The sequence below is a fragment of the Rhodococcus oryzae genome, assembly GCF_005049235.1.
Lineage (GTDB): Bacteria > Actinomycetota > Actinomycetes > Mycobacteriales > Mycobacteriaceae > Rhodococcus_G > Rhodococcus_G oryzae.
Window position 1 is genome coordinate 135,817 of sequence record NZ_SUMD01000003.1, and the last position, 19,734, is coordinate 155,550.

At 70.5% G+C, this 19,734-nt stretch carries 20 protein-coding genes and 1 riboswitch; of the genes, 13 read left to right on the top strand and 7 right to left on the bottom strand.

The features are described 5' to 3' along the window. Positions 1 to 5: 5 nt before the first annotated feature. Complete coding sequence (locus FCG67_RS06840; protein WP_136908388.1) at positions 6 to 602, top strand: dihydrofolate reductase family protein; 597 nt, start codon at positions 6 to 8, stop codon at positions 600 to 602. 48 nt (positions 603 to 650) lie between these two features. On the opposite strand, the gene FCG67_RS06845 is transcribed toward FCG67_RS06840, so the two are convergent. The 3 genes from FCG67_RS06845 to FCG67_RS06855 form a co-directional block, all read right to left on the bottom strand. Next, complete coding sequence (locus FCG67_RS06845; RefSeq protein WP_425467807.1) at positions 651 to 2,930, bottom strand: serine/threonine-protein kinase; 2,280 nt, start codon at positions 2,928 to 2,930, stop codon at positions 651 to 653. Between the two features lie 104 nt (positions 2,931 to 3,034). Then, on the bottom strand, positions 3,035 to 3,970 hold the full coding sequence (locus tag FCG67_RS06850) for a glutamate ABC transporter substrate-binding protein (RefSeq protein WP_136909022.1): 936 nt from the start codon (positions 3,968 to 3,970) through the stop codon (positions 3,035 to 3,037). A gap of 89 nt (positions 3,971 to 4,059) precedes the next feature. Then, on the bottom strand, positions 4,060 to 5,415 hold the full coding sequence (locus FCG67_RS06855; RefSeq protein WP_246044910.1) for a hypothetical protein: 1,356 nt from the start codon (positions 5,413 to 5,415) through the stop codon (positions 4,060 to 4,062). Positions 5,416 to 5,584: 169 nt separating this feature from the next. On the opposite strand from FCG67_RS06855, the gene FCG67_RS06860 reads away from it, so the two are divergent. Next, entirely contained in the window at positions 5,585 to 6,484 is a 900-nt protein-coding gene (locus FCG67_RS06860) for an NUDIX hydrolase (RefSeq protein ID WP_136908390.1), read from the top strand. Positions 6,485 to 6,502: 18 nt separating this feature from the next. On the opposite strand, the gene thiE is transcribed toward FCG67_RS06860, so the two are convergent. After that, positions 6,503 to 7,210, bottom strand: coding sequence for a thiamine phosphate synthase (gene thiE / locus FCG67_RS06865; RefSeq protein WP_136908392.1), 708 nt, complete (start codon positions 7,208 to 7,210; stop codon positions 6,503 to 6,505). A 26-nt stretch (positions 7,211 to 7,236) separates the two neighbouring features. Beyond that, positions 7,237 to 7,347, top strand: a riboswitch (TPP riboswitch). On the opposite strand from thiE, the gene thiO reads away from it, so the two are divergent. The 8 genes from thiO to FCG67_RS06905 all read left to right on the top strand — a co-directional run bounded on the left by thiO (position 7,344) and on the right by FCG67_RS06905 (position 13,956). Continuing rightward, the gene (thiO, locus tag FCG67_RS06870) at positions 7,344 to 8,411 is read left to right on the top strand and encodes a glycine oxidase ThiO (RefSeq protein ID WP_136908394.1); all 1,068 of its coding nucleotides are present in this window, start codon (positions 7,344 to 7,346) and stop codon (positions 8,409 to 8,411) included. (Overlaps the previous riboswitch by 4 nt.) A 7-nt stretch (positions 8,412 to 8,418) precedes the next feature. Continuing rightward, positions 8,419 to 8,637 (top strand): sulfur carrier protein ThiS, encoded by a 219-nt coding sequence (gene thiS / locus FCG67_RS06875; RefSeq protein ID WP_027501293.1) that lies wholly within the window; start codon positions 8,419 to 8,421, stop codon positions 8,635 to 8,637. A 4-nt stretch (positions 8,638 to 8,641) separates the two neighbouring features. Beyond that, complete coding sequence (thiG, locus tag FCG67_RS06880) at positions 8,642 to 9,400, top strand: thiazole synthase (RefSeq protein WP_169310476.1); 759 nt, start codon at positions 8,642 to 8,644, stop codon at positions 9,398 to 9,400. Between the two features lie 105 nt (positions 9,401 to 9,505). Next, positions 9,506 to 10,450 (top strand): ABC transporter ATP-binding protein, encoded by a 945-nt coding sequence (locus tag FCG67_RS06885; RefSeq protein WP_136908398.1) that lies wholly within the window; start codon positions 9,506 to 9,508, stop codon positions 10,448 to 10,450. Further along, positions 10,450 to 11,244 (top strand): ABC transporter permease, encoded by a 795-nt coding sequence (locus FCG67_RS06890; RefSeq protein ID WP_136908400.1) that lies wholly within the window; start codon positions 10,450 to 10,452, stop codon positions 11,242 to 11,244. Before FCG67_RS06885 ends, FCG67_RS06890 begins: the two co-directional genes overlap by 1 nt. Positions 11,245 to 11,352: 108 nt before the next feature. Then, positions 11,353 to 12,834, top strand: a complete 1,482-nt coding sequence (locus FCG67_RS06895) for a M28 family peptidase (protein ID WP_136908402.1) — start codon at positions 11,353 to 11,355, stop codon at positions 12,832 to 12,834. 141 nt (positions 12,835 to 12,975) lie between these two features. Then, positions 12,976 to 13,731, top strand: coding sequence for an adenylate/guanylate cyclase domain-containing protein (locus tag FCG67_RS06900; RefSeq protein WP_425467808.1), 756 nt, complete (start codon positions 12,976 to 12,978; stop codon positions 13,729 to 13,731). A 45-nt stretch (positions 13,732 to 13,776) separates the two neighbouring features. Continuing rightward, complete coding sequence (locus FCG67_RS06905; RefSeq protein WP_077040521.1) at positions 13,777 to 13,956, top strand: hypothetical protein; 180 nt, start codon at positions 13,777 to 13,779, stop codon at positions 13,954 to 13,956. Positions 13,957 to 14,013: 57 nt separating this feature from the next. Here FCG67_RS06905 and thiD read toward each other — a convergent pair whose 3' ends face one another. Further along, positions 14,014 to 14,853 (bottom strand): bifunctional hydroxymethylpyrimidine kinase/phosphomethylpyrimidine kinase, encoded by an 840-nt coding sequence (gene thiD / locus FCG67_RS06910; RefSeq protein WP_136908406.1) that lies wholly within the window; start codon positions 14,851 to 14,853, stop codon positions 14,014 to 14,016. A gap of 10 nt (positions 14,854 to 14,863) precedes the next feature. Next, positions 14,864 to 16,555, bottom strand: a complete 1,692-nt coding sequence (thiC, locus tag FCG67_RS06915; protein ID WP_136908408.1) for a phosphomethylpyrimidine synthase ThiC — start codon at positions 16,553 to 16,555, stop codon at positions 14,864 to 14,866. 272 nt (positions 16,556 to 16,827) lie between these two features. Between thiC and FCG67_RS06920 the strand changes: the two genes are divergently transcribed. The 3 genes from FCG67_RS06920 to FCG67_RS06930 all read left to right on the top strand — a co-directional run bounded on the left by FCG67_RS06920 (position 16,828) and on the right by FCG67_RS06930 (position 18,506). Further along, a complete protein-coding gene (locus tag FCG67_RS06920; protein WP_136908410.1) occupies positions 16,828 to 17,160 on the top strand; it encodes a GNAT family N-acetyltransferase in 333 nt (110 codons plus the stop codon). A gap of 109 nt (positions 17,161 to 17,269) precedes the next feature. After that, entirely contained in the window at positions 17,270 to 17,686 is a 417-nt protein-coding gene (locus FCG67_RS06925; protein ID WP_425467804.1) for a GNAT family N-acetyltransferase, read from the top strand. Positions 17,687 to 17,846: 160 nt separating this feature from the next. Further along, positions 17,847 to 18,506: a DUF8020 domain-containing protein gene (locus tag FCG67_RS06930; RefSeq protein ID WP_136908414.1), complete on the top strand. Its 660-nt coding sequence runs from the start codon at positions 17,847 to 17,849 to the stop codon at positions 18,504 to 18,506. A gap of 19 nt (positions 18,507 to 18,525) precedes the next feature. Here FCG67_RS06930 and FCG67_RS06935 read toward each other — a convergent pair whose 3' ends face one another. After that, on the bottom strand, positions 18,526 to 19,698 hold the full coding sequence (locus FCG67_RS06935; RefSeq protein ID WP_246044911.1) for a methyltransferase: 1,173 nt from the start codon (positions 19,696 to 19,698) through the stop codon (positions 18,526 to 18,528). Positions 19,699 to 19,734: the final 36 nt, after the last annotated feature.

The window sequence follows — 19,734 nt, forward strand, 5'->3', positions numbered from 1 at the left end:
GTCCCATGCGCATCGTTATCAGCGAGTTCATCAGCTTGGACGGCGTCGTGCAGGCACCGGGTGGACCCGAGGAGGACACCGACGGTGGATTCGCCCACGGCGGCTGGTCGCACCCGTTCTTCGACCCGGAGGTGGTCGGCGGTGCGTTCGATGATGCGTTGAGCAAGGCCGAGGCGCTGCTGTTCGGACGCCGGACGTGGCAGACGATGGCGGGGGCGTGGCCCGAGCGGGCCGGTGACCCGTTCGCCGACAAGATGAACGCGATCGCGAAGTACGTCGTGTCCGACTCCCTGGGCGAGGACGAGCTGACGTGGGAGAACACTACGCGGATCACCGGCGACGAGGCCGTTGCCCGTATCCGGGAGCTGCGCGCGACCGAGGGCGGCGACCTGGTGGTCATGGGCAGCCCCACCCTGGTGCGAACCCTCCTGCAGGAGGGCCTTGTCGACGAGCTCCGACTCATGGTGATGCCGGTGCTGCTCGGCGGCGGGAAGACGATCTTCCCCGACGGCGGCAAGCTGAACAGCCTCGAGTTGGTCTCCACCGCCATCAGCCCCGCGGGTGTGCACGTCTGCACCTACCGGCCGGTCACGGAGGGCTAGATGCGCGGTGGTCCCCGTCCGATCGGGCGGGGACCGCGCGATGTCCGCTCAGATCAGGCTCTTGGGCCGGATCGAGTTGGCGAGGTCCACGAGTGCGTACCGGTGCCTGCGGTGTTCGGCGTTGCGCGCGAGGGCGCGTAGCCCGGCCTCGGTGCCCGCGCGCAGTCCCCGCTCGGTGAACGCGACACCGAGGATCGGTTCGTGTTCGGATTTCGCGACATTGCCGAGCAGCACCCAGTCCAGCGCGGTGCCGAGCACCAGCGTGCGCATCTGCAGGGCCCGGCCCTCGTTGGGCGGCAACGCGTTCACCCGGCGGGCGGCCTCCCGGATCGCGGTCTCGCGGATCTCCTCGATCGGCCCGCTGGAGAGGAGGGTGAGCACCGAGGTCATCCGGGCGACGTTGAAATGCCGTGAGCTCGGCGGCACCTGATCGAGGGCCGCGATCGCACCGGTGATGTCGCACTTGTCGGCCAGCTGCCTGCCTAGCCCGAAGGCGGCGCTGACCATGCTGCGGTCCGTGCGCCAGACCGTTCGGTAGTACTTCTCGGCGAACCTGCGCCACTGCTCGGGTTGGTCGGTGTCCCAGTGCTGCAGAATGAGTTCCGCGGTGGCGGCCAATGCCAGCTTCGGGGCCAACTCGCCGGGGAGCGCCTCGAGCACGGACTCGAATTGGCTCATCGCCTGCTCGTACTCGGCGCCGAGCAGGGAGGCCATGCCGCCGTACCAGTCGACCCGCCAGTTCGATCCCTTTGCCGCGCTGAGTGAACCGAGCACCCGAGACGCCTCGGTCCCGTCGCCGAGGTCGAGGTGCGCCTTCGCCTCGGCCAGCGCGATCTCGGCGGTGAACCCCGCGCTGCCGTCCACCGTTCGCTCGAGCCCGTTCGCCCTGGCGTGGCGGATGGCGTCCAGGGTCTGATCCGGCTCGGCGTGCACCGCGGCCGCGAGCAGGGCGGCGCTCGGGTCGGACGGGTTGATCAGCGGAACGGCGAGCGCGGCCGTGATGTCGCGTCCCGACATGGTCGGCTCGTGCTTGCGGCCGTCGACATAGACATCTGTCTGCCGCACAGCCTCCTCGGTGCCGAAGGTGGTGCGTTGTGGGCTGAACAGTTCGGAGAGCCCCGGACGCTCCTCGTTGGTCTGCTGGGCCAGGGTCTCACGGAGCACCCCGGTGAGCTGGCTGGCCATCTCCTCCGCGGAGCTGAACCGGTGGTCGGGATCGGGGGCGGTCGCCCGCAGCAACAGCCGATGGAAGGACTCGTACTCGGCGATCAGTGGTGCCTGCTCGGGATCGGGCAGTCCGTCGAGGTATTTGCCTTTGGCGGAAGGCATCTGGAGGCTGAGCACGGCGAGGGTCCGGCCGACTGTGTAGATGTCGGAGGCGACGGTCGGACCGGTCCTGAGGATCTCCGGCGCCTGGTACCCCGGAGTGCCGTAGAGGTAGCCGTAGTCCTCGATGCCTGCGACCGCGCCCAGGTCGATCAGCTTGAGCTGATCGTCGGTGATCATGATGTTCTCCGGCTTGAGGTCGTTGTAGACCAGGCCAACCGAATGGAGGTAGCCGAGTGCGGGCAGGATCTCGAGCACGTAGGCCATCGCCTGTTCGACCGGAATCCGTTCCGGCCGTTGGTGAGTGCTGAGTACGTCGCGGAGCGAATGCCCGGCGACGTACTCCATGACGATGTACCCCATCGGGCTGCCATCGGGCCGAGGATGCTCGACGAAGTTGTAGATCTTCACGATGCTCGGGTGCGTCACCTCCGCCAGGAACTGCCGCTCGGCGAGCGCGACGGCCTGCGCCTCGGCATCCCCGAAGTGCAGCAGGCCCTTGAGCACCACCCAGCGATCGCTGACGTTGCGGTCGATCGCGAGGTAGATCCAGCCGAGCCCGCCGTGCGCGATGCAGCCCTGCACCTCGTACTGACCGGCGACCAGATCGCCCGGACCGAGCAGCGGGGTGAAGTCGAAGATGGTGCCGCAGGAGGGGCAGATGCCCGCGGACGCCGCGGGTTCGGAGTGGCCCTTGCGGCCGACCGGCTTTCCGCACTTCCAACAGAACCGCTTTTTCTCTGGCACGACGGGGTCGACCATCACCGCGTCGGCGGGCTCGACGGCGCTGACCGGCGGGACCTCGACCAGCCCGGCGCCGAGGCGGCGGCGCACGCTCGTCCGCGACCGTTGCGAGCGACTCCCGCGTCCGGTGGTGCGGGCGGGCGCGGTCGATTCCGGTGCGGTCGCCTGGGTGCGGCCGGACGCTTCCGGAGCGGAGGCCTGGGTCCGGCCGGAGACATCCGGTGTGGAGGCCTGGGTGCGGACCGACGGCTCCGGCATCGACGCCTGGGTCCGCATCGACCGCTCGGTCGAGGCGATCGGCGGCTCCGGGACCGGCGGCTCCGGTCCCGGATCTCCCTGCGTTCCAGCCATTGTCTCCGCTTTCAGTCCAGGTAGTGCGGGACCGGTGGGCCCGGCGACGGCCCGAGTACTCTCAGCCACCGATCGTAGATCCGATTCCAGGTGCCGTCCCGGCGCATCCGCTCCAGGCTGCCGTTGACCATCCGCACCAGGTCGGCGTCCGACTTGTTGATCCCGATCCCGTACGGTTCCGAACTCAGGCTCTCGCCCACGATCTCCAGGTACGGGTCCTGTGCCGCCAGGCCGGCCAGGATCGAGTCGTCGGTGCTCACCGCGTCGACCTGACGCTGCTGCAACACCACCAGGCAGTCGCCCCAGTTCGGGACCGTCACCACGGTCGCCCCGGGTTGAACCAGCTGGATGCGATCGACGGAGGTGGTGCCTTCGGCCGCGCAGACCCGCTTGCCCGCCAGATCGACGGCGCCGGTGATGCCCGACCCCTTGACCGCCAGCACCCGCTGCTGTGCCTCGAAGTACACCGTGGAGAAGTCGACCTTCTCGCGGCGCTCGCAGGTGATCGTCATCGTCTTGACCACCGCGTCGACCGTGCTGTTCATCAGCGCCGGGATGCGGCCTGCGGAGGGCAGGATCCGGAACTCCACCCGGTTCGGGTCACCGACCAGGTCGCGCGCCAGTTCGCGGGCGATGTCGGCGTCGAAGCCCTCGATGGCGCCCGTCGCCGGATCGCGGAAGCTGAAGAGGTTGCTGCCGGTGTCGAGACCGACGATGAGCCTGCCCCTTGCCTGGATCTCGGCGAGGGAGGCGCTCGGCGGCGGCGGCTCGGGTGGGACGCCGGGGAAGGGACGCAGGCTCGCCGTGGGGTCCCCGCAGTTCGCCTTGTTCGTCGGGGGTCCCGTCGGACGCGGTGCGATCGTGGCCCCCTCGGGCAGGGGAGGTTCGGTGTAGCCGCCGGTGTCCGCGACGATGCCCGTCGCGGCCTGCGTGCAGCCGGCCGTCATCAGCGACGCGGCGACGAGCAGGACGGCCCCAGCGGTCCGCAACCCCGATCGCGTCGGGCGCCGCCCGGCCGATCCGGATGCAGGTCTCGTCACTGGTACTCCCGAAGCCGTGGCCACAGTCCGACCCCGACCCCGGCCGCGGCCACCGCGGAGAGCACGAGCGCACCGGTTCCGAGGCCGTACAGGGTCGAGTGGGCGCGGTCGATATCGGCGCGCAGCTCGCTGCGGGTCGTCATGATGGCGTCGTCGAGCGCGGCGTCGGCCCTGGCGAAGTGTGCCGTCGAGTCGTCCTCGCCGGGGCCGGTGACCACGGCAGCGGCCCCGGCCCAGTCGCCGTTGTCGAGCAGGCGCTGCACCCGCTCGTGCGCGGCGGACCAGTCCTTCCCTGCCTCGGCGGCTCGGTTGACCAGTTCGGTGGCCACCTTCACGCGGCCGTCGTTCGGGTACTCGGTCAGGATCTCTTCGAGGCGTGCCAGGTGCGTGCCGAACGCCTGCGCGTAGCCGCCCTTCACGTCGCGGCGGACGAGGCCGAGGGTCTCGTCGGCCCTGGCCTGCTGCGCGAGGATGCGCCCGGTGGTCAGCTGCATCAGCGGCCGGGCGCCCTGCTCCAGGGCCCGTCCGGTGGACGTCGAGGAGATCAGCCCGGCGATCAGCAGCCACCCGAGCAGCGCGGCGATCGCGACGGCGGACAGGATCAGTCCCGGGTTCAGCATCCGCCGGGTCCATCCGGCGAGCAGGACCAGGCCGACAACGAGGGCGATCAGCGACAGCAGGAGCAGGCCGATCGCCAGCCAGGGCGGGGTGGCGAACTCGTCCTGGTTCTGCACGACGGCCTCCGCCTGCTGGCCGTGCAGTTCCTCGGCGATCGGGAGCAGGGTCGACTGCATCATGGACGAGGCCTCGCGCAGGTACGCCGTGCCGACGGGGTAGCCGCTGCGGTTGTAGGACCGGGCCGTCTCGATCAGGCCGGTGTAGACCGGGAGCCCGGTGGACAACTCGGTGAGCAGACGCTGACCCGACGCGTTCGTCTCGATGATGCCGCTCGAAGCCCCGATCAGGTCGGCGGCCGCCTCACCGATCGACTGCGTGTACCGGTCGCGGACCACGGCCGGTTCGATGCCGCCGAAGATGAACGCGGTGGTGGCCGCGGCGTCCGCGATCGAGAGGGAGCTGTAGAGGTTCTGGGTGGCGTTCGCCTGGGGCTCGACCTGGTTGAGCAGCGTGTCGAGGGTGCGCTGCCGGTCCGCGACCTGGATAGCGGCGACGGTGCCCGCGACGAGTGCCACCACGATCAGCGCGGTCCCGAGCGCGAGCAGCTTGGCGGGGGTCGTCCTGAGGAACTCGGACAGCCGGGTGTATCGGCCCTGGGGATCGGCAGACCCGACGGACCGCGGCGCGAGATCATCGCCGAGCGGTTCCGTCGACGGTGATTCCCGAACGGCCACCACGCACCCTTCCCAGCTGGCCCGGATGCCAGTCAAGGGGGAGCATATAAGCAGTAACTGAGCTTTGTTGTGCGTGACTGGCCTAAGTTCGGTCGTGAACGAGTTGACGAGGCGCGAGGGACCGCGTGGGGTGCGACGTGGCCGGATGTGGGGCAGGTGAACGAAGTCGATGCGTGGTGACGGGGACGGCTGGGCCAGGAGCGATGACGGAATTCGGCATTGGGGCAAATTCGGCGCGGCGGGGCTGCTGCTCCGCGCTCCCGCGGCCGACGGAACCCCGACCGTGCTCCTGCAGCACCGCGCCCAGTGGAGTCATCAGGGTGGCACCTGGGCGCTGCCCGGCGGTGCCCGCGACAGCCACGAGTCGACCGTCCACGCCGCCATCCGCGAGGCTGAGGAGGAGGCCGGCATCCCCGGCTGCGAACTGCGGGTTCGTGCGGAACGGGTGACCTCCCGCGCCAGCAGCGGGTGGAGCTACACGACGGTGATCGCCGACGCGGCCGGTCCGCTGACGACGGTGCCGAACGGTGAGAGCACGGAACTGCGCTGGGTGCCCGAGGACGAGGTGTCGGGGTTGCTGCTGCACCCGGGTTTCGCGGCGAGCTGGCCGCAGTTGCGGAGCACCCCGGTCCGGCTGCTGCTGGACACCGCGAACGTGCTGGGTTCGCGGCCGAACGGCTGGTGGCGGGACCGGGCGGGGGCGACCGGCGAACTGCTCGCCGCGCTGGCCGCGACGCTGCCGAGGACCATCGAGCTGCCGGATGGCGGATTCGGCTGGCTGCCGCGGATCGAGGCCGTCCTGGAGGGTCAGGCGCGCACCGTCACCGCGGTGGACGCCCGGGTGCCCGTGCACGTGGCCGCGGGCAGCGGGGACGACGAACTGGCCCTGCTGGCGGGCGCGGGCACTGAGCTGGCGATGGCCGCGGGTGGCGGCGTCGGACACCCGGCCTTCGGGGGCGCCGACGAGCACCTGACCGTCGTGGTCACCGCGGACCGTGGGCTGCGCGAGCGCCTGCCGGAGACGGTCGTGCAGCTCTCGCCCTCGACCGTGCTGGGGTGGATGGACTGAGTCCGCGCCGCGGGCCGACTAGCGGCGGACGGCGTTGCGGGCCAGGGCGTCGGCCAGCGAACGGGCCGCCGCCTGTGGGTCGCGCGCCTCGGTGATCGCCCGCACCACCACGATGCGTTCGGCCCCGGCGTCGAGGATCTCGGGGAGCCGCTCCTCGTCGATGCCGCCGATCGCGAACCACGGGCGGGTCGGGTGCGAGCCGGCGGTCGAGCGGACCAGATCGATGCCCGAGGCAGTCCGGCCCGGCTTGGTCGGGGTGGCCCACACCGGCCCGGTGCAGAAGTAGTCGACGTCGTCCTCGATGGAGGCGAGCTGTGCCTGCGCGCGGCTGTGCGTCGAGCGGCCGATCACCACGTTCGGGCCGAGGATCCGGCGGGCGTAGTGCACCGGCAGGTCGCCCTGGCCGAGGTGCAGGACGTCGGCGCCTGCGGCCAGCGCCAGGTCGGCACGGTCGTTCACGGCGAGCAGCGCGCCGTGCCTGCGGGCGGCCGCGCCGAGCTCGGCCAGCGCGCCCAGTTCCTCCTGGGTCTCCATCGGGCCGAGCTTCCGCTCACCCGCCGACCCCTTGTCGCGCAGCTGGATGATGTCGACGCCACCGGACAGCGCGGCCTCGGCGAACTTCGCGAGGTCGCCCTTGTCACGTCGGGCGTCGGTACAGAGATACAGACGGGCGGTGGCAAGGCGTTCTCGAGGGGTGAGGTGCCTGCCGGAATGCGAGGGGTGCACGCTCTCAACGGTAGTCTCTACGCAGAGAGAAGTGACACGGGAGTCCCGGCGAACGCGGGGCTGAGAGGGGGCCGCGAGCCCCGACCGTCATACCTGACCCGGATCATGCCGGCGCAGGGAGTGAGGTGGAGTAGTGAGCAGAACCGTCGCGGTGATCGGTGGCGGCGCGATCGGTCTGTCGATCGCGTGGCGTGCCGCCCAGGCAGGCTGGAGCGTCACCGTCCACGATCCGGCGCCCGCATCGGGGGCGTCGTGGGTGGCGGGTGGGATGCTGGCACCGCTGTCGGAGGGCTGGCCTGGCGAGGACGCGGTCCTGCAGGTCGGGGCCGCCTCGCTGGCCCGCTGGCCCGACTTCGGCGCCGAGCTCGAGACCCTGTCCGGCGAGACGCTCTTCACCTCCCATGGCTCGCTCACCGTCGCGCTGGACGCGGCCGATGCCGCGGACCTGCGGACCGTGGCCGAGTGGATCGCCGGCCAGGGCTACGAGCTGGAACTGCTCTCGCGCGCGCAGATCCGGGCCGCCCAGCCGTCGCTGGCCCCGAACATCCGGCTGGCCCTGCTCGCCGCCACCGAGTCCGCCGTCGACAACCGCGCGCTGATCGCGGCGCTGCGATCGGCCTGTGTCGCGTCGGGGGTGGAGTTCGTGGCCGAGGCGGTCACCGATCCCTTCGCCGTGGCCGCCGACCAGGTGGTGGTGTCCGCCGGTACCGCGTCCGCGCGGCTGTGGCCAGGGCTGCCGGTGCGTCCGGTCAAGGGCGAGATCCTGCGGCTGCACCGCAGGCCCGGGGTGGCGCCAGCCCCGACCATGACCATCCGCGGCAGCGTGCACGGGCGTCCGGTGTACCTGGTGCCGCGCGGCGACGGCCTGGTGGTCGGCGCGACCCAGCACGAGTCGGGGGAGGACACCCAGGTCACCGTCGCCGGGGTCCGAGACCTGATCGCCGACGCGCAGACGCTGATGCCGAGCATCGGGGAGTACGAGCTGCACGAGTGCGCCGCCGGACTTCGTCCGATGAGCCCCGACAACCTGCCGATCATCGGCCGGGTGTCGGACCGGGTGGTGCTGGCCACCGGGCACGGGCGCAACGGCGTGCTGCTGACCCCGCTGACCGCGGACGCGGTGGTCGCCGAGCTCGACGGCGCACCATTGGCGGAGGCCAAGAGCGCCTCCCCGGAACGTTTCACCTTCAACGATGAGTGAGGACTCGATGACGAACACACCGGTGAACATCGGGATCACCGTCAACGGCGAGGACCATCAGCTGTCCGAGCCGCTGACCGTGGCCCAGCTGCTCGAACACCTCGGCCTGCCCAGCAAGGGCATCGCTGTCGCGGTCGACGGCGCGGTGTTCCCGCGGGCGTCCTGGGACACACCGGTCGGCAAGGGCTGGGAGATCGAGATCCTGACGGCGGTGCAGGGTGGCTGAGCTGCTGGCCACAGACCGTCTGACCATCGCAGGCCGAAGCTTCGGCTCCCGGCTGATCATGGGCACCGGCGGCGCGGCGAACCTCGCGGTGCTGGAGGAGGCGCTCGTCGCGTCCGGCACGGAGCTGACCACCGTGGCGATGCGCCGCGTCGACGCGGCCGGCGGCACCGGGGTGCTCGACCTGCTCCGCAAGCTGGACATCGCCCCGCTGCCCAACACCGCCGGCTGCCGCGGCGCCGCCGAGGCGGTGCTCACCGCACAGCTCGGCAGGGAGGCGCTGGAAACGGACTGGGTGAAGCTGGAGGTCATCGCCGATGAGCGCACCCTCCTGCCCGATGCCATCGAACTGGTCTCCGCCGCAGAACAACTCGTCGACGACGGCTTCACCGTGCTGCCGTACACGACAGACGATCCGGTGCTGGCCCGGCGCCTCGAGGATGTCGGGTGCGCGGCGGTGATGCCGCTCGGCGCGCCGATCGGCACCGGCCTCGGCATCTCGAACCCGCACAACATCGAGATGATCGTGGCGGCCGCCGGGGTCCCGGTGATCCTCGACGCGGGCATCGGCACCGCGAGCGACGCGGCGCTGGCCATGGAACTCGGGTGCGACGCCGTTCTCCTCGCGACCGCGGTGACCAGGGCCAAGAACCCGGCGCTGATGGCATCGGCGATGGCATCCGCGGTGACCGCCGGTTACCAGGCCCGGCGCGCCGGACGGATCCCGAAGCGGTTCTGGGCACAGGCGTCCTCACCCGACCTCTGACCCCGAACCCCCACGCCCTCTCAGGGTCGTGTCATCCCTAGGGATGACACGGGACGCGACCTGCGGGCGATGTGCGCGGGCCGGGACTGCGGAATCCTTCACGTCATGATTGAAGTGAGGGGTTTGACGAAAGAGTTCGGGCCCACGAAGGCGGTCGAAGACCTGACCTTCACGGTTCAGCCCGGCATGGTGACCGGATTCCTTGGACCGAACGGTGCCGGCAAGTCCACGACGATGCGGATGATCCTCGGCCTGGACCGGCCGACCGCCGGAACCGCGCTGATCGACGGCAAGCCGTACCACGACCTGAAGCAGCCGCTCCGGACCGTCGGCGCGCTGCTGGACGCGAAGTGGGTGCACCCCAACAGGTCCGCGAGGGCGCACCTGCAGTGGATGGCGGCGTCCAACGGGATCCCGATGTCCCGGGTCGACGAGGTGCTGCGGCTGGTGGGCCTGACCGAGGTCGCGGGAAAGAAGGCGGGCGGGTTCTCGCTCGGCATGTCCCAGCGGCTCGGACTGGCTGCCACCCTGCTGGGTGACCCGAAGGTCCTGCTGTTCGACGAGCCGGTCAACGGACTCGACCCCGAGGGCATCGTCTGGATCCGAAAGTTCATGCAGCGCTTGGCGGCCGAGGGGCGCACGGTGCTGGTGTCCAGCCACCTGCTCTCCGAGATGGCGCTCACCGCCGAGCATCTCGTGGTGATCGGCCGGGGACGCCTGATCGCCGATACGACCGTCAAGCAGTTCGTCGACCGGTCGTCCGAATCGACAGTGCGGGTGCGTAGCCCCCAGCTGGATGCGCTGCGGAGCGCGCTGACCTCGCAGGGGCTCACGGTCCGCGAGGACGGCACCTCGGAGCTCGGTGGCGCGCTCATCGTGCTCGAGGCGACCACCGACGTCGTCGGCCAGATCGCAGGCGGCCAGGGCATCGTCCTGCACGAGTTGGCCGCCCAGCAGGGGTCCCTGGAGGACGCCTTCATGAAACTGACGGGGGACGATGTGCAGTACCACGCCGCAGGCATCGACGAAGTGATGGGAGGGGCGCTCTGATGGGTGTCGTGAACGCAGAACGGATCAAGCTCACCTCGACCCGGTCGCCGTGGTGGTGCACCGTCGGGATCATCGCGCTCGGCCTCGGCCTGGCCGCGGTGATCGGGCTGAGCGCCAAGGCCAGCTACAACGCCTTCGTAGACGACGTCGCAAAGGGCGAGAAGCCCGACTTCGAGCCCTTCCTGCCCACGCTCGCGGACGCGGTCGGTGGGGTGTCCGGGTTCGGCGTGCTGATCCTGATGATCCTCGCGGCCCTCGCGGTGACGAGCGAGTACCGGTTCGGCATCATCCGCACCACCTTCCAGGCCGTGCCGAAGCGCGATTCGGTGCTGATCACCAAGGCCGGCCTGATCGGCGGCTTCGGTGCGCTGCTCACCTTCGTGCTCACCTTCGGTGCGTACGCGATCGCCAAGGCGACGGCGGGAGCCGATGCGGGTGCGGCGCTGAAGCTGTCCGGCGGCGAGGCCTGGCGGGCGATCTACGGCGTGCCGATCTACGCCTTCCTGTGCGTGGTGCTCGCCGTCGCGGTCGGCACCCTGCTCCGGCAGTCGGCGGGTGCGATCGCACTGCTGCTGCTCTGGCCGCTGCTGATCGAGAACCTGTTCGGCCTGTTCGGGCGGTTCGGCGAGAACATCAAGCCGTTCCTTCCCTTCATGAACGCGAACAACTTCCTCGGCGCACCGCAGGGCGTCGATTTCCACTGGGGACCGTGGGGCAGCCTGGCGTACTTCGCGGCCTTCGCCGCGGTGGTCTTCGGATTCGCCCTGTTCACCGTGAACCGCCGCGACGCCTGACCCGCGGCCACACCTCGAGCGTGCGCGCCCGGTACCCGATTTCGGGTACCGGGCGCGCACGTGTGTTTTTAGGGCCGATCCGCCGCCCGCGCGCAGTACGCTCGGCAAATGCGACAGTCCATTCGGGCACGGGTCGGAGCATCTACCGCCGCACTGCTGGCCGGGATCGCGCTGGTGTCCGGGTGCGGACGGGACGAGGAGGAGTCGCCGCCCGCACCGCCGGTCGACGGCCAGTCGCTGGCGGCGGCCGTCGGCGGCGACGCGGTCGCCGCGCACATGGAGGCGCTCGAGCGGATCGCCACGGACAACGGGGGCAACCGGGCCGCGGGGACCGCGGGCTACGACGCCAGCGTCGACTACGTCGCCGACCGACTCCGGGATGCGGGCTTCGAGGTGTCCACCCCCGAGTTCGACGTGGACCGCTTCATCGCCGGGCCGGTGGAACTGCGGGCGGGTGACCGCCAGTTCACCGCCAGCACCCTGGAGTACTCGCCCGCGACGCCGCCGGAGGGGATCACGGCGCGGACCCTCGCCCTGCCGGACGACGGCAGCCCCGGCTGCGAGGCGACCGACTACGACGGGCTCGATGCCGCGGGCGCCATCGTGGTGGTCCGGCGCGGGGTCTGCCCCTTCTCGGCGAAGGAGCAGATGGCCGCCGATCGGGGCGCCGTCGCCATCGTCGTGTTCAACAACGAGGACGGCCCGCTGGCAGGCGGCACGCTGGGGGAGGACACGGACCCGCGGATCCCCGCCGTGAGCGTGCCTGGCTCCGAGGGGCAGGCGGTCGCGGCCGCACCGGAGCTGTCGCTGAAGCTGGAGGCGGCCACCGAGGCCGCCACGAGCCGAAACGTGATCGCGCAGACCACGACCGGGTCGACGGAGAACGTGGTGCTGGTCGGCGCGCACCTGGACAGCGTCGAGAAGGGCCCGGGGATCAACGACAACGGCTCAGGGTCGGCTGCGGTGCTCGAGACCGCACTGCGGCTGGGCAGCGCGCCGAACGTGACGAATGCGGTGCGCTTCGCCTGGTGGGGCGCGGAGGAACTGGGCCTGGTCGGATCGGAGCGGTACGCCGAAGGGCTCGACGGGGGCGATCGTGAGGACATCGCGCTGTACCTGAACTTCGACATGCTCGGCTCGCGGAACGCGGGGTACTTCACCCTCGACGGCGACGATTCCGACCGGGACGGCGCCGGACCGGGACCGCAGGGTTCCGACGCGATCGAGCGAACCCTGAGCGGCTACCTCGCCTGGCGCGGGATCGTTGCGGACGGAACCGATTTCGACGGTCGATCCGACTACGGCCCGTTCATCGAGATGGGGATACCGTCGGGCGGGGTGGACAGCGGGGCGGACGAGCGCAAGTCCGAGGAGCAGGCGGTGAAGTGGGGCGGCACCGCGGGCGAGACCTTCGATCCCGGCTACCACTCGCCGGAGGACACCCTGGCGAACGTGGACCGGGCGGCGCTGGCGCAGAACGCGGCGGCGGTGGCATTCGGCGTCGGTACCTACGCGAACTCCATCGATGGCCCGGACGGGGTTCCCGCCCGGGCGGACCGGGAGAAGGCGCGGGAAGGCGCCGGACAATGACCCCGGTAGTATCTGTGACTCTGAGTTACACTTTGGCCTGTGACTGAGGACCCCTCGACCTCGGGCGTCGACCCCACCGACGCGAGCGAGCGTGCGTCTGGGCGCAGCAGGCCCGAGACCGTCGCCCGGTGGGTCCGCGGGATCAACACCCGACCGCAGGTGGTCGACGCGTTCCGCAAGATCCGCCGGGCACTGCCGGGCGACCCGTCCTTCGGCGATCCGCTGTCCACGGCGGGACCCGGCGGCGTGCGGGCGATGGCCAGGGCGGCGGACCGGTTCCTCGACGACAGCCCCGGTGCCTCCCGCGAGGTGAGCCTCGGCGCGCTCCAGGTCTGGCAGGCACTGCTCGAGCGGACCGGCCGCGGTCGCGGCCCCCGCGAGGTGACCATTGTCTTCACCGACCTGATCGGATTCTCGAGCTGGTCGCTCGGTGCGGGGGACGAGGTGACCCTCGAGCTGCTGCGGGAGGTCGCGAAGGCGGTCGAGACGCCGATCGTCGACCGCGGCGGCCAGGTGGTCAAGCGGATGGGCGACGGGCTGATGGCGGTCTTCGCCCGGCCGGACCGCGCCGTCGAGGCGATGTTCGCCGCCCGTGCCCAGCTCGCGCAGGTGGAGGTCGAGGGCTACCGGCCGCGGATGCGGATCGGTGTGCACACCGGGTCGCCCCGGCAGATGGCGTCCGACTGGCTCGGCGTGGACGTGAACGTGGCCGCCCGCATGATGGAACTCGGCGGGGACGGCAACGTCATCGTCTCCGAGACCACGCTGGCGGCGCTCCAGCCGGGATTCCTCGCGGACCTGGGCGCCGCGGCCAAGCCCTACCGGCGGGGGCTGTTCGCCGCCCCGATGCGCGGGGTCCCGGACGGCCTGCGCGTCTTCACCGTCCAGGCGCGATGAGGTCGGGCATTGCCACCCGTGGCGCCGTCGGCGGACACTGGATGAATGGTTGACAGGGAGCAACGCACACCCTTTTACGGGGTGGTGATGATTCTCGCGGCGCTCGGTGCCTCGATGGCGGTCAGTTACTACGGGCCGGCTTGGTTCCGCGTCACGGTCTACATCCTCGCGGTGTTGGTGGTCCTGGTCGGTGGCGTCATGACCTTCAGGGACTATTCGCGCTGACGTTGCGCGTGCTGTGCGCGTCGCCCCGGTTCGGGAGGGGCGACGCGCACAGACGCGTCAGTGCAGGCGCCAGAGCGGGGAGACCGGACCGTGGCCCGCGCCCAGGTCGTACGACGCGGCCAGGCACCGGGTCACCCACTCCTTGCCGAACGCGACGGCATCGGGCATCGGGTACCCGTTCGCCAGCGCGCACGCGATCGCCGCGGCCAGGGTGTCCCCGCCGCCGTGATCGTTCCCGGTGTCGATCCGCGGGCTGGTGAACTCGTGGAAGACGTCGCCGTCGAAGAGCAGGTCGGTGCTCGAGGTCGAGGTACGCAGGTGCCCGCCCTTGACCAGTGACCACTGCGCCCCGAGCCCGTGCAGCGCCTCGGCGGCCCGACGGGCGGAGGCGTCGTCGACCACGTCGATCCCGGTGATGAGCCGGACCTCGTCCAGGTTCGGGGTCACCAGCGAGGCGATCGGGATCAGGGTGTGCCGGACCGCGTCGAGCGCCTCGGCGTGCAGCAGGGGGTCGCCGTGCATGGACGCGCACACCGGGTCGACGACCAGCGGCACCGCCTGCCCGCGCCCGATACCCACCTCACCGCAGACCTCCGCGACGGCCTCGATGATCGCGGTGGACGCGAGCATCCCGGTCTTGGCCGCCCCGACCCCGATGTCGCCGACCACCGACCGCACCTGGTCGGCGACGATCTGCGGCGGGATCTCGTGGAAGCCACTGACCCCTACCGAGTTCTGCACCGTCACCGCGGCGACGGCGACGCAGGCGTGCACGCCGCACATGGCCATCGTGCGGGAGTCGGCCTGGATGCCCGCACCGCCGCCGGAGTCGGTTCCGGCGATGGTGAGGACGCGGATCGGGGTCTGTCCGTCCGGGGTCAGGGGCAGCAACTTCACGCGTGAGAGCCTATCCACCGACCGGAACGACGGGCAGGTAGACCTTGTTGCCGCGGTCCGCGAACTCCGAGGATTTCTCCGCCATGCCGTTGGCGATCATCCGGTCGATGTCCTCCTGCGTTTCGAGCCCGTTCTGCTCGGCGTACTCGCGTACGTCCGCGGAGATCCGCATCGAGCAGAACTTCGGCCCGCACATCGAGCAGAAGTGCGCGGTCTTCGCCGGCTCCGCGGGCAGGGTCTCGTCGTGGTACTCGCGGGCGGTGTCCGGGTCCAGCGACAGCGCGAACTGGTCGCGCCAGCGGAACTCGAAGCGCGCCCTCGACAGCGCGTCGTCGCGCTCCTGGGCCCGCGGGTGCTGCTTGGCGAGATCGGCGGCATGCGCGGCGATCTTGTAGGTGATGACGCCGACCTTCACGTCGTCCCGGTTGGGCAGGCCGAGGTGTTCCTTCGGCGTCACGTAGCAGAGCATCGCGGTACCCGCCTGCGCGATCATGGCCGCGCCGATCGCCGAGGTGATGTGGTCGTAGGCGGGCGCGATGTCGGTGGCGAGCGGGCCGAGGGTGTAGAACGGCGCCTCCTCGCACAGCTCCTCCTCGAGCCGGACGTTCTCCACGATCTTGTGCATCGGGACGTGGCCCGGGCCCTCGATCATCACCTGCACGCCATGCGATTTCGCGATCTTGGTCAGTTCGCCGAGGGTCCGCAGCTCGGCGAACTGGGCCTCGTCGTTGGCGTCCGCGATGGACCCGGGGCGCAGCCCGTCGCCGAGCGAGAAGGTCACGTCGTACTCGCGCAGGATCTCGCAGAGTTCCCCGAAGTGTGTGTACAGGAACGACTCTCGGTGGTGGGCCAGGCACCAGGCCGCCATGATGGAGCCGCCGCGCGAGACGATCCCGGTGACCCGCTTGGCGGTCAGCGGCACATACCGCAGCAGCACCCCGGCGTGCACGGTCATGTAGTCCACGCCCTGTTCGCACTGCTCGATCACGGTGTCGCGGTATATCTCCCACGTCAGCGCGGTCGGGTCGCCGTTGACCTTTTCCAGTGCCTGGTAGATCGGCACGGTGCCCACCGGCACCGGAGAGTTGCGCAGGATCCATTCGCGGGTCTGGTGGATGTCCTTGCCGGTGGACAGGTCCATGATGTTGTCCGCGCCCCATCGGGTGGCCCAGACCATCTTCTCGACCTCTTCGGCGATGGAGGAGGTGACCGCGGAGTTCCCGATGTTCGCGTTGATCTTCACCAGGAACCGCTTGCCGATGATCATCGGTTCGGACTCGGGATGCTTGTGGTTCGCGGGGATGACGGCCCGTCCTGCGGCCACCTCCTCGCGCACGACCTCTGCCGAAACACCTTCGCGCGCAGCACAATAGCGCATCTCTGCAGTGATGATCCCGGCCCGGGCCCAGGCCAGCTGGGTGCGCGCGAGATTGGGTCCGCCGCTGCGGCTGGTGCCGCCGAGATCGACGGGGTTGGGTTTCGCCCAGTCGTCGCGGGTCTTCGCGAGACCGGCCTCGAGGTCGATATTCGCCCGCGCGTCGGTGTACGGGCCGGAGGTGTCGTACAGGTCGAGGTGTTCGCCGTTGGTCAGGTGGACCCGACGGACCGGCACGGACAGGCCGTCGACGGTCAGGTACTGCTTGCTGCTGCCCTCGATGGGGCCGGTGGTGACGGTGGTTCCGGAAACAGAGGTGTCCCTCATGCGTGCTCTCCCTACGCCGGCATTACCCGGTCAGGTTCAACGGTCGACGGCCCTGATCGCTCCGAAGAGCTAGCCGTCCTCTCAGCCCGCTGGTGCGAGCCCCCGTGGGTTGTGTAGTTGTCGGGCACGACCCTAGGGCACGGCGCGTGAGCGGGCGAGCGCGGGCGGGCCGTGGAGACTTCTTGGCGCGAATCGCCGACGCCGGGGTGGCCGGCGTGCCTATAGTGGCGGAAATCACATTGTGATTACGGATCGGGCAAGGAGACGGGCACATGATCACGGAATCGCCGACGGCAGAGGTGACGAACAACGCAGGTCAGAACCGGTTTGAGCTAAGGCTCAACGGGGACCTCGTCGGCATTCTCGGTTATTACGACTTGGACACACGGAGTGCAAAGCGGTCCACGGCTGCGACGCCGGTGGTCTCGTTCATGCACACCGTGATCGTCGAGGACTTCGGTCACCGGGGACTCGCCGCGGTGATGGTGCGCCGGGCCCTCGACGCGGCGCGGGGCTACGGCTGGAAGATCCGGCCGGTCTGCACCTATCTCCAGCGATTCGTCGCGGACAACCCCGAGTACCGGGACCTCATCGTCCCCGTGTGAGAACTTCGGGTGCCGATTCGGCCACGATTCGATGGTGACTGGGCAACAAATCGCACCATCGGCCCCAAATCGGGCGACCGGGGCGGGGCGGGACTGCTTCCATGGTGAGGTGTCTCACATCTTCAAGCGACCTCCCGTCCCGGCAGCGGTGGTGACTGCGCCCGCCCCTGTCTTCGCGAACCCGGCGCTCGCGCGCGTCGTGGACAACCCCTCGCACGCCCGCTTCGACCTCTGGGTCGGTGACGAACTGATCGGCATCCTCGGCTATCGCGGCGGGGGAGAGTCGACCGAGTTCACGGGTGGCCGCGGGGAGGTGGTCGCGCTCATGCACACGGTCGTGAAAGAGGAGTACGGCGGTCGCGGCTGGGCCGCCGTGCTGGTCGGCGACGTGCTGGCGCTGTCGAGGGAACGCGGCTGGCGGCTGCGGCCGGTCTGCACGTATGTGAAGCGTTACCTGGGCAGCCACCCCGAGGAACTGGACCTGATCCTCGACGAGGGCGTCAGCTCGACCCCGAATTCGCCGTAGTCCGACACGGAGAGCGGCACTGACCCTATGCTTCCCCTGACCCGTCGCGGTCGGGGCTGGAAAACGTGGATCCGAAACAGATTTCGGCTTCCCCCGGCACCGCGTGGCGGGCGTCATCTCATCGCTTCGCGTATCGACACGCCGTGTAACTGGGGGAAGAATGACGATCGTTGCTGCCGTGCTCGAGGGCGCCAAGGGCGGGTCGGCTGGAGTGGCCGGGATCTCGGCCGATGTCAGGGCGGGGACGGCCTCGCTGGCCGTCGCGCTCGGCGTCGCGGGATTCGCGCTCGCCTCGGTGGCCGTCGCGCCGCCCGCGCAGGCCGGCCCGATCCGGGAGTTCGCCAAGTTCGTCGCGACCCAGGTCGAGGCGAGCACCGCGCAGATCAAGCTCGAGTCCGGACGGTTCGTCCGGGACACCCAGACGAACGCCATCGCCGCGGTGAACGAGGCGGGCCGGGTGCTGGAGAACCTTCCGCTGCGCATCGAGGTCGACGGCGCGGCCGCGGGCATCACCTACTCCATTGCCGAGGGCGGCAAGGTCGTGTCGGCGGTCGTCGACACCGCGATCGATGCCGGGGGAGTGGTGGCCGCTGAGGTAGTCAATCAGGCCGGTGCCTTCGCCGAGGAGTGCGTGAAGTCCGGGGTGAAGCCCGCGATCGCGGGAGCACTGTCCGGCGCCGTGACCGCGGCGTCCGCCGCGGGCGTGGCCGCGGGTCCGGCCGGGCTGGTCGGTGGGGTGGCCGTGGGTGCCGCCTCGGGCGCGGTGACCGGCTTCGCGGGCGGCTGCGCGGACGGCCTGGTCAGGGAGCTCGTCCGCTAGATGATCGCCGGTCCGCGTGTCAGTGCGCGCGGACCGCGAGACGCCAGAGCGAGACGACCTCGGCAGCACGGACGGCGGCCAACGGGTCGCGTCCGCCCGTGCCGCGTCCCTCGGGGCGGGCGCCACTCGCGCGCGGGTGCCTCGGCCGGGTATCGGTGCGGCCCAGCACCGTCAGGCCCGCTTGCTCGAACTGGTCCGTCAGCTGTGCTCGCGTGCGCAGGCCGAGGCGCTCGGCCAGGTCGGAGAGCACCAGCCAGCCCTCGCCGCCGGGGTTGAGGTGATCCGGCAGGCCCCGGATGAACTCGGTGAGCATGTGCCCCTTGCGGTCGAACACGCCCAGCTCGATCGAGGACGTCGGGGCGGCGGGCACCCAGGGCGGATTGCACACCACCAGGTCGGCGGTGCCGGCCGGGTACACGTCGGTGCGGACCACCTCCACCAGGTCGGCGAGCCCGAGCCGCTGCAGATTGTCGGTCGCGCAGGCCACCGCGCGGGGTTCGATATCCGTGGCCACCACCCGTCCGACGCCACGACGTGCCAGCACGGCGGCCAGCACGCCGGTCCCGGTGCCGAGGTCGAACGCCGTTCCTGCGGTGGGCAACTGCGCCTCCGCGACCAGGTCGACGTACTCGTTCCTGGTGGGGGCGAACACGCCGTAGTGCGGATGGATCCGCGCCCCGAGGGCGGGGACCAGGACGCCGCGCCGCCGCCACTCGTGCGCGCCCACCGCCCCGAGCAGCTCCTGTAGGCAGGCCACGCTCGGCTCGGTCGCCTCGCCGTACGCCTCCCGGCACGCCTCCCTGATGTCGGGAGCGCGGCGGAGGTCGATGCCGAAGTCCGCGCCGAGCTCGATCAGGACCATGCTCAGGATGCGGGTACGGTGCGCCCTGGCCTGCCGATGTCGGTGAAAGGTCACGGCGAGGTCGGGATCGGGCTTGACCTGTTGCCGGTCGAGCCTGCGCTTGAGCGCGTCGAGCAGCTGCCGGGCGCCGAGGAAGTCGCCGCGCCAGAGGATCGCGGTGCCCTCGGACGCGAGTCGCATCGCATCGTCGGCGCGGAGTTCGTCGCCGAAGGTCTCGACCTTCTTCGGCGGCTTGACGCTGCTGTTGGACCGCCACGGCGCCGCGTGGCGCTCGCCGGCCTCGAACCATTCGACCTCGGTGCGGTCTGGCTGATCGCGCGGGGTCTCCACGGCGGACTCCTTGCGATGGGGGCGGCGCGACGCCTG

Bases quoted from the DNA above. Each gene is read 5' to 3' on its own strand.
- FCG67_RS06920 (WP_136908410.1), top strand. From the start codon at position 16,828: ATGATCACGGAATCGCCGACGGCAGAGGTGACGAACAACGCAGGTCAG.
- FCG67_RS06850 (WP_136909022.1), bottom strand. From the start codon at position 3,970: ATGACGGCCGGCTGCACGCAGGCCGCGACGGGCATCGTCGCGGACACC.
- FCG67_RS06890 (WP_136908400.1), top strand. From the start codon at position 10,450: ATGGGTGTCGTGAACGCAGAACGGATCAAGCTCACCTCGACCCGGTCG.
- FCG67_RS06895 (WP_136908402.1), top strand. From the start codon at position 11,353: ATGCGACAGTCCATTCGGGCACGGGTCGGAGCATCTACCGCCGCACTG.
- thiC (WP_136908408.1), bottom strand. From the start codon at position 16,555: ATGAGGGACACCTCTGTTTCCGGAACCACCGTCACCACCGGCCCCATC.
- FCG67_RS06905 (WP_077040521.1), top strand. From the start codon at position 13,777: ATGGTTGACAGGGAGCAACGCACACCCTTTTACGGGGTGGTGATGATT.
- FCG67_RS06885 (WP_136908398.1), top strand. From the start codon at position 9,506: ATGATTGAAGTGAGGGGTTTGACGAAAGAGTTCGGGCCCACGAAGGCG.
- FCG67_RS06845 (WP_425467807.1), bottom strand. From the start codon at position 2,930: ATGCCGGAGCCGTCGGTCCGCACCCAGGCCTCCACACCGGATGTCTCC.
- FCG67_RS06860 (WP_136908390.1), top strand. From the start codon at position 5,585: ATGCGTGGTGACGGGGACGGCTGGGCCAGGAGCGATGACGGAATTCGG.
- FCG67_RS06840 (WP_136908388.1), top strand. From the start codon at position 6: ATGCGCATCGTTATCAGCGAGTTCATCAGCTTGGACGGCGTCGTGCAG.
- FCG67_RS06930 (WP_136908414.1), top strand. From the start codon at position 17,847: ATGACGATCGTTGCTGCCGTGCTCGAGGGCGCCAAGGGCGGGTCGGCT.
- thiS (WP_027501293.1), top strand. From the start codon at position 8,419: ATGACGAACACACCGGTGAACATCGGGATCACCGTCAACGGCGAGGAC.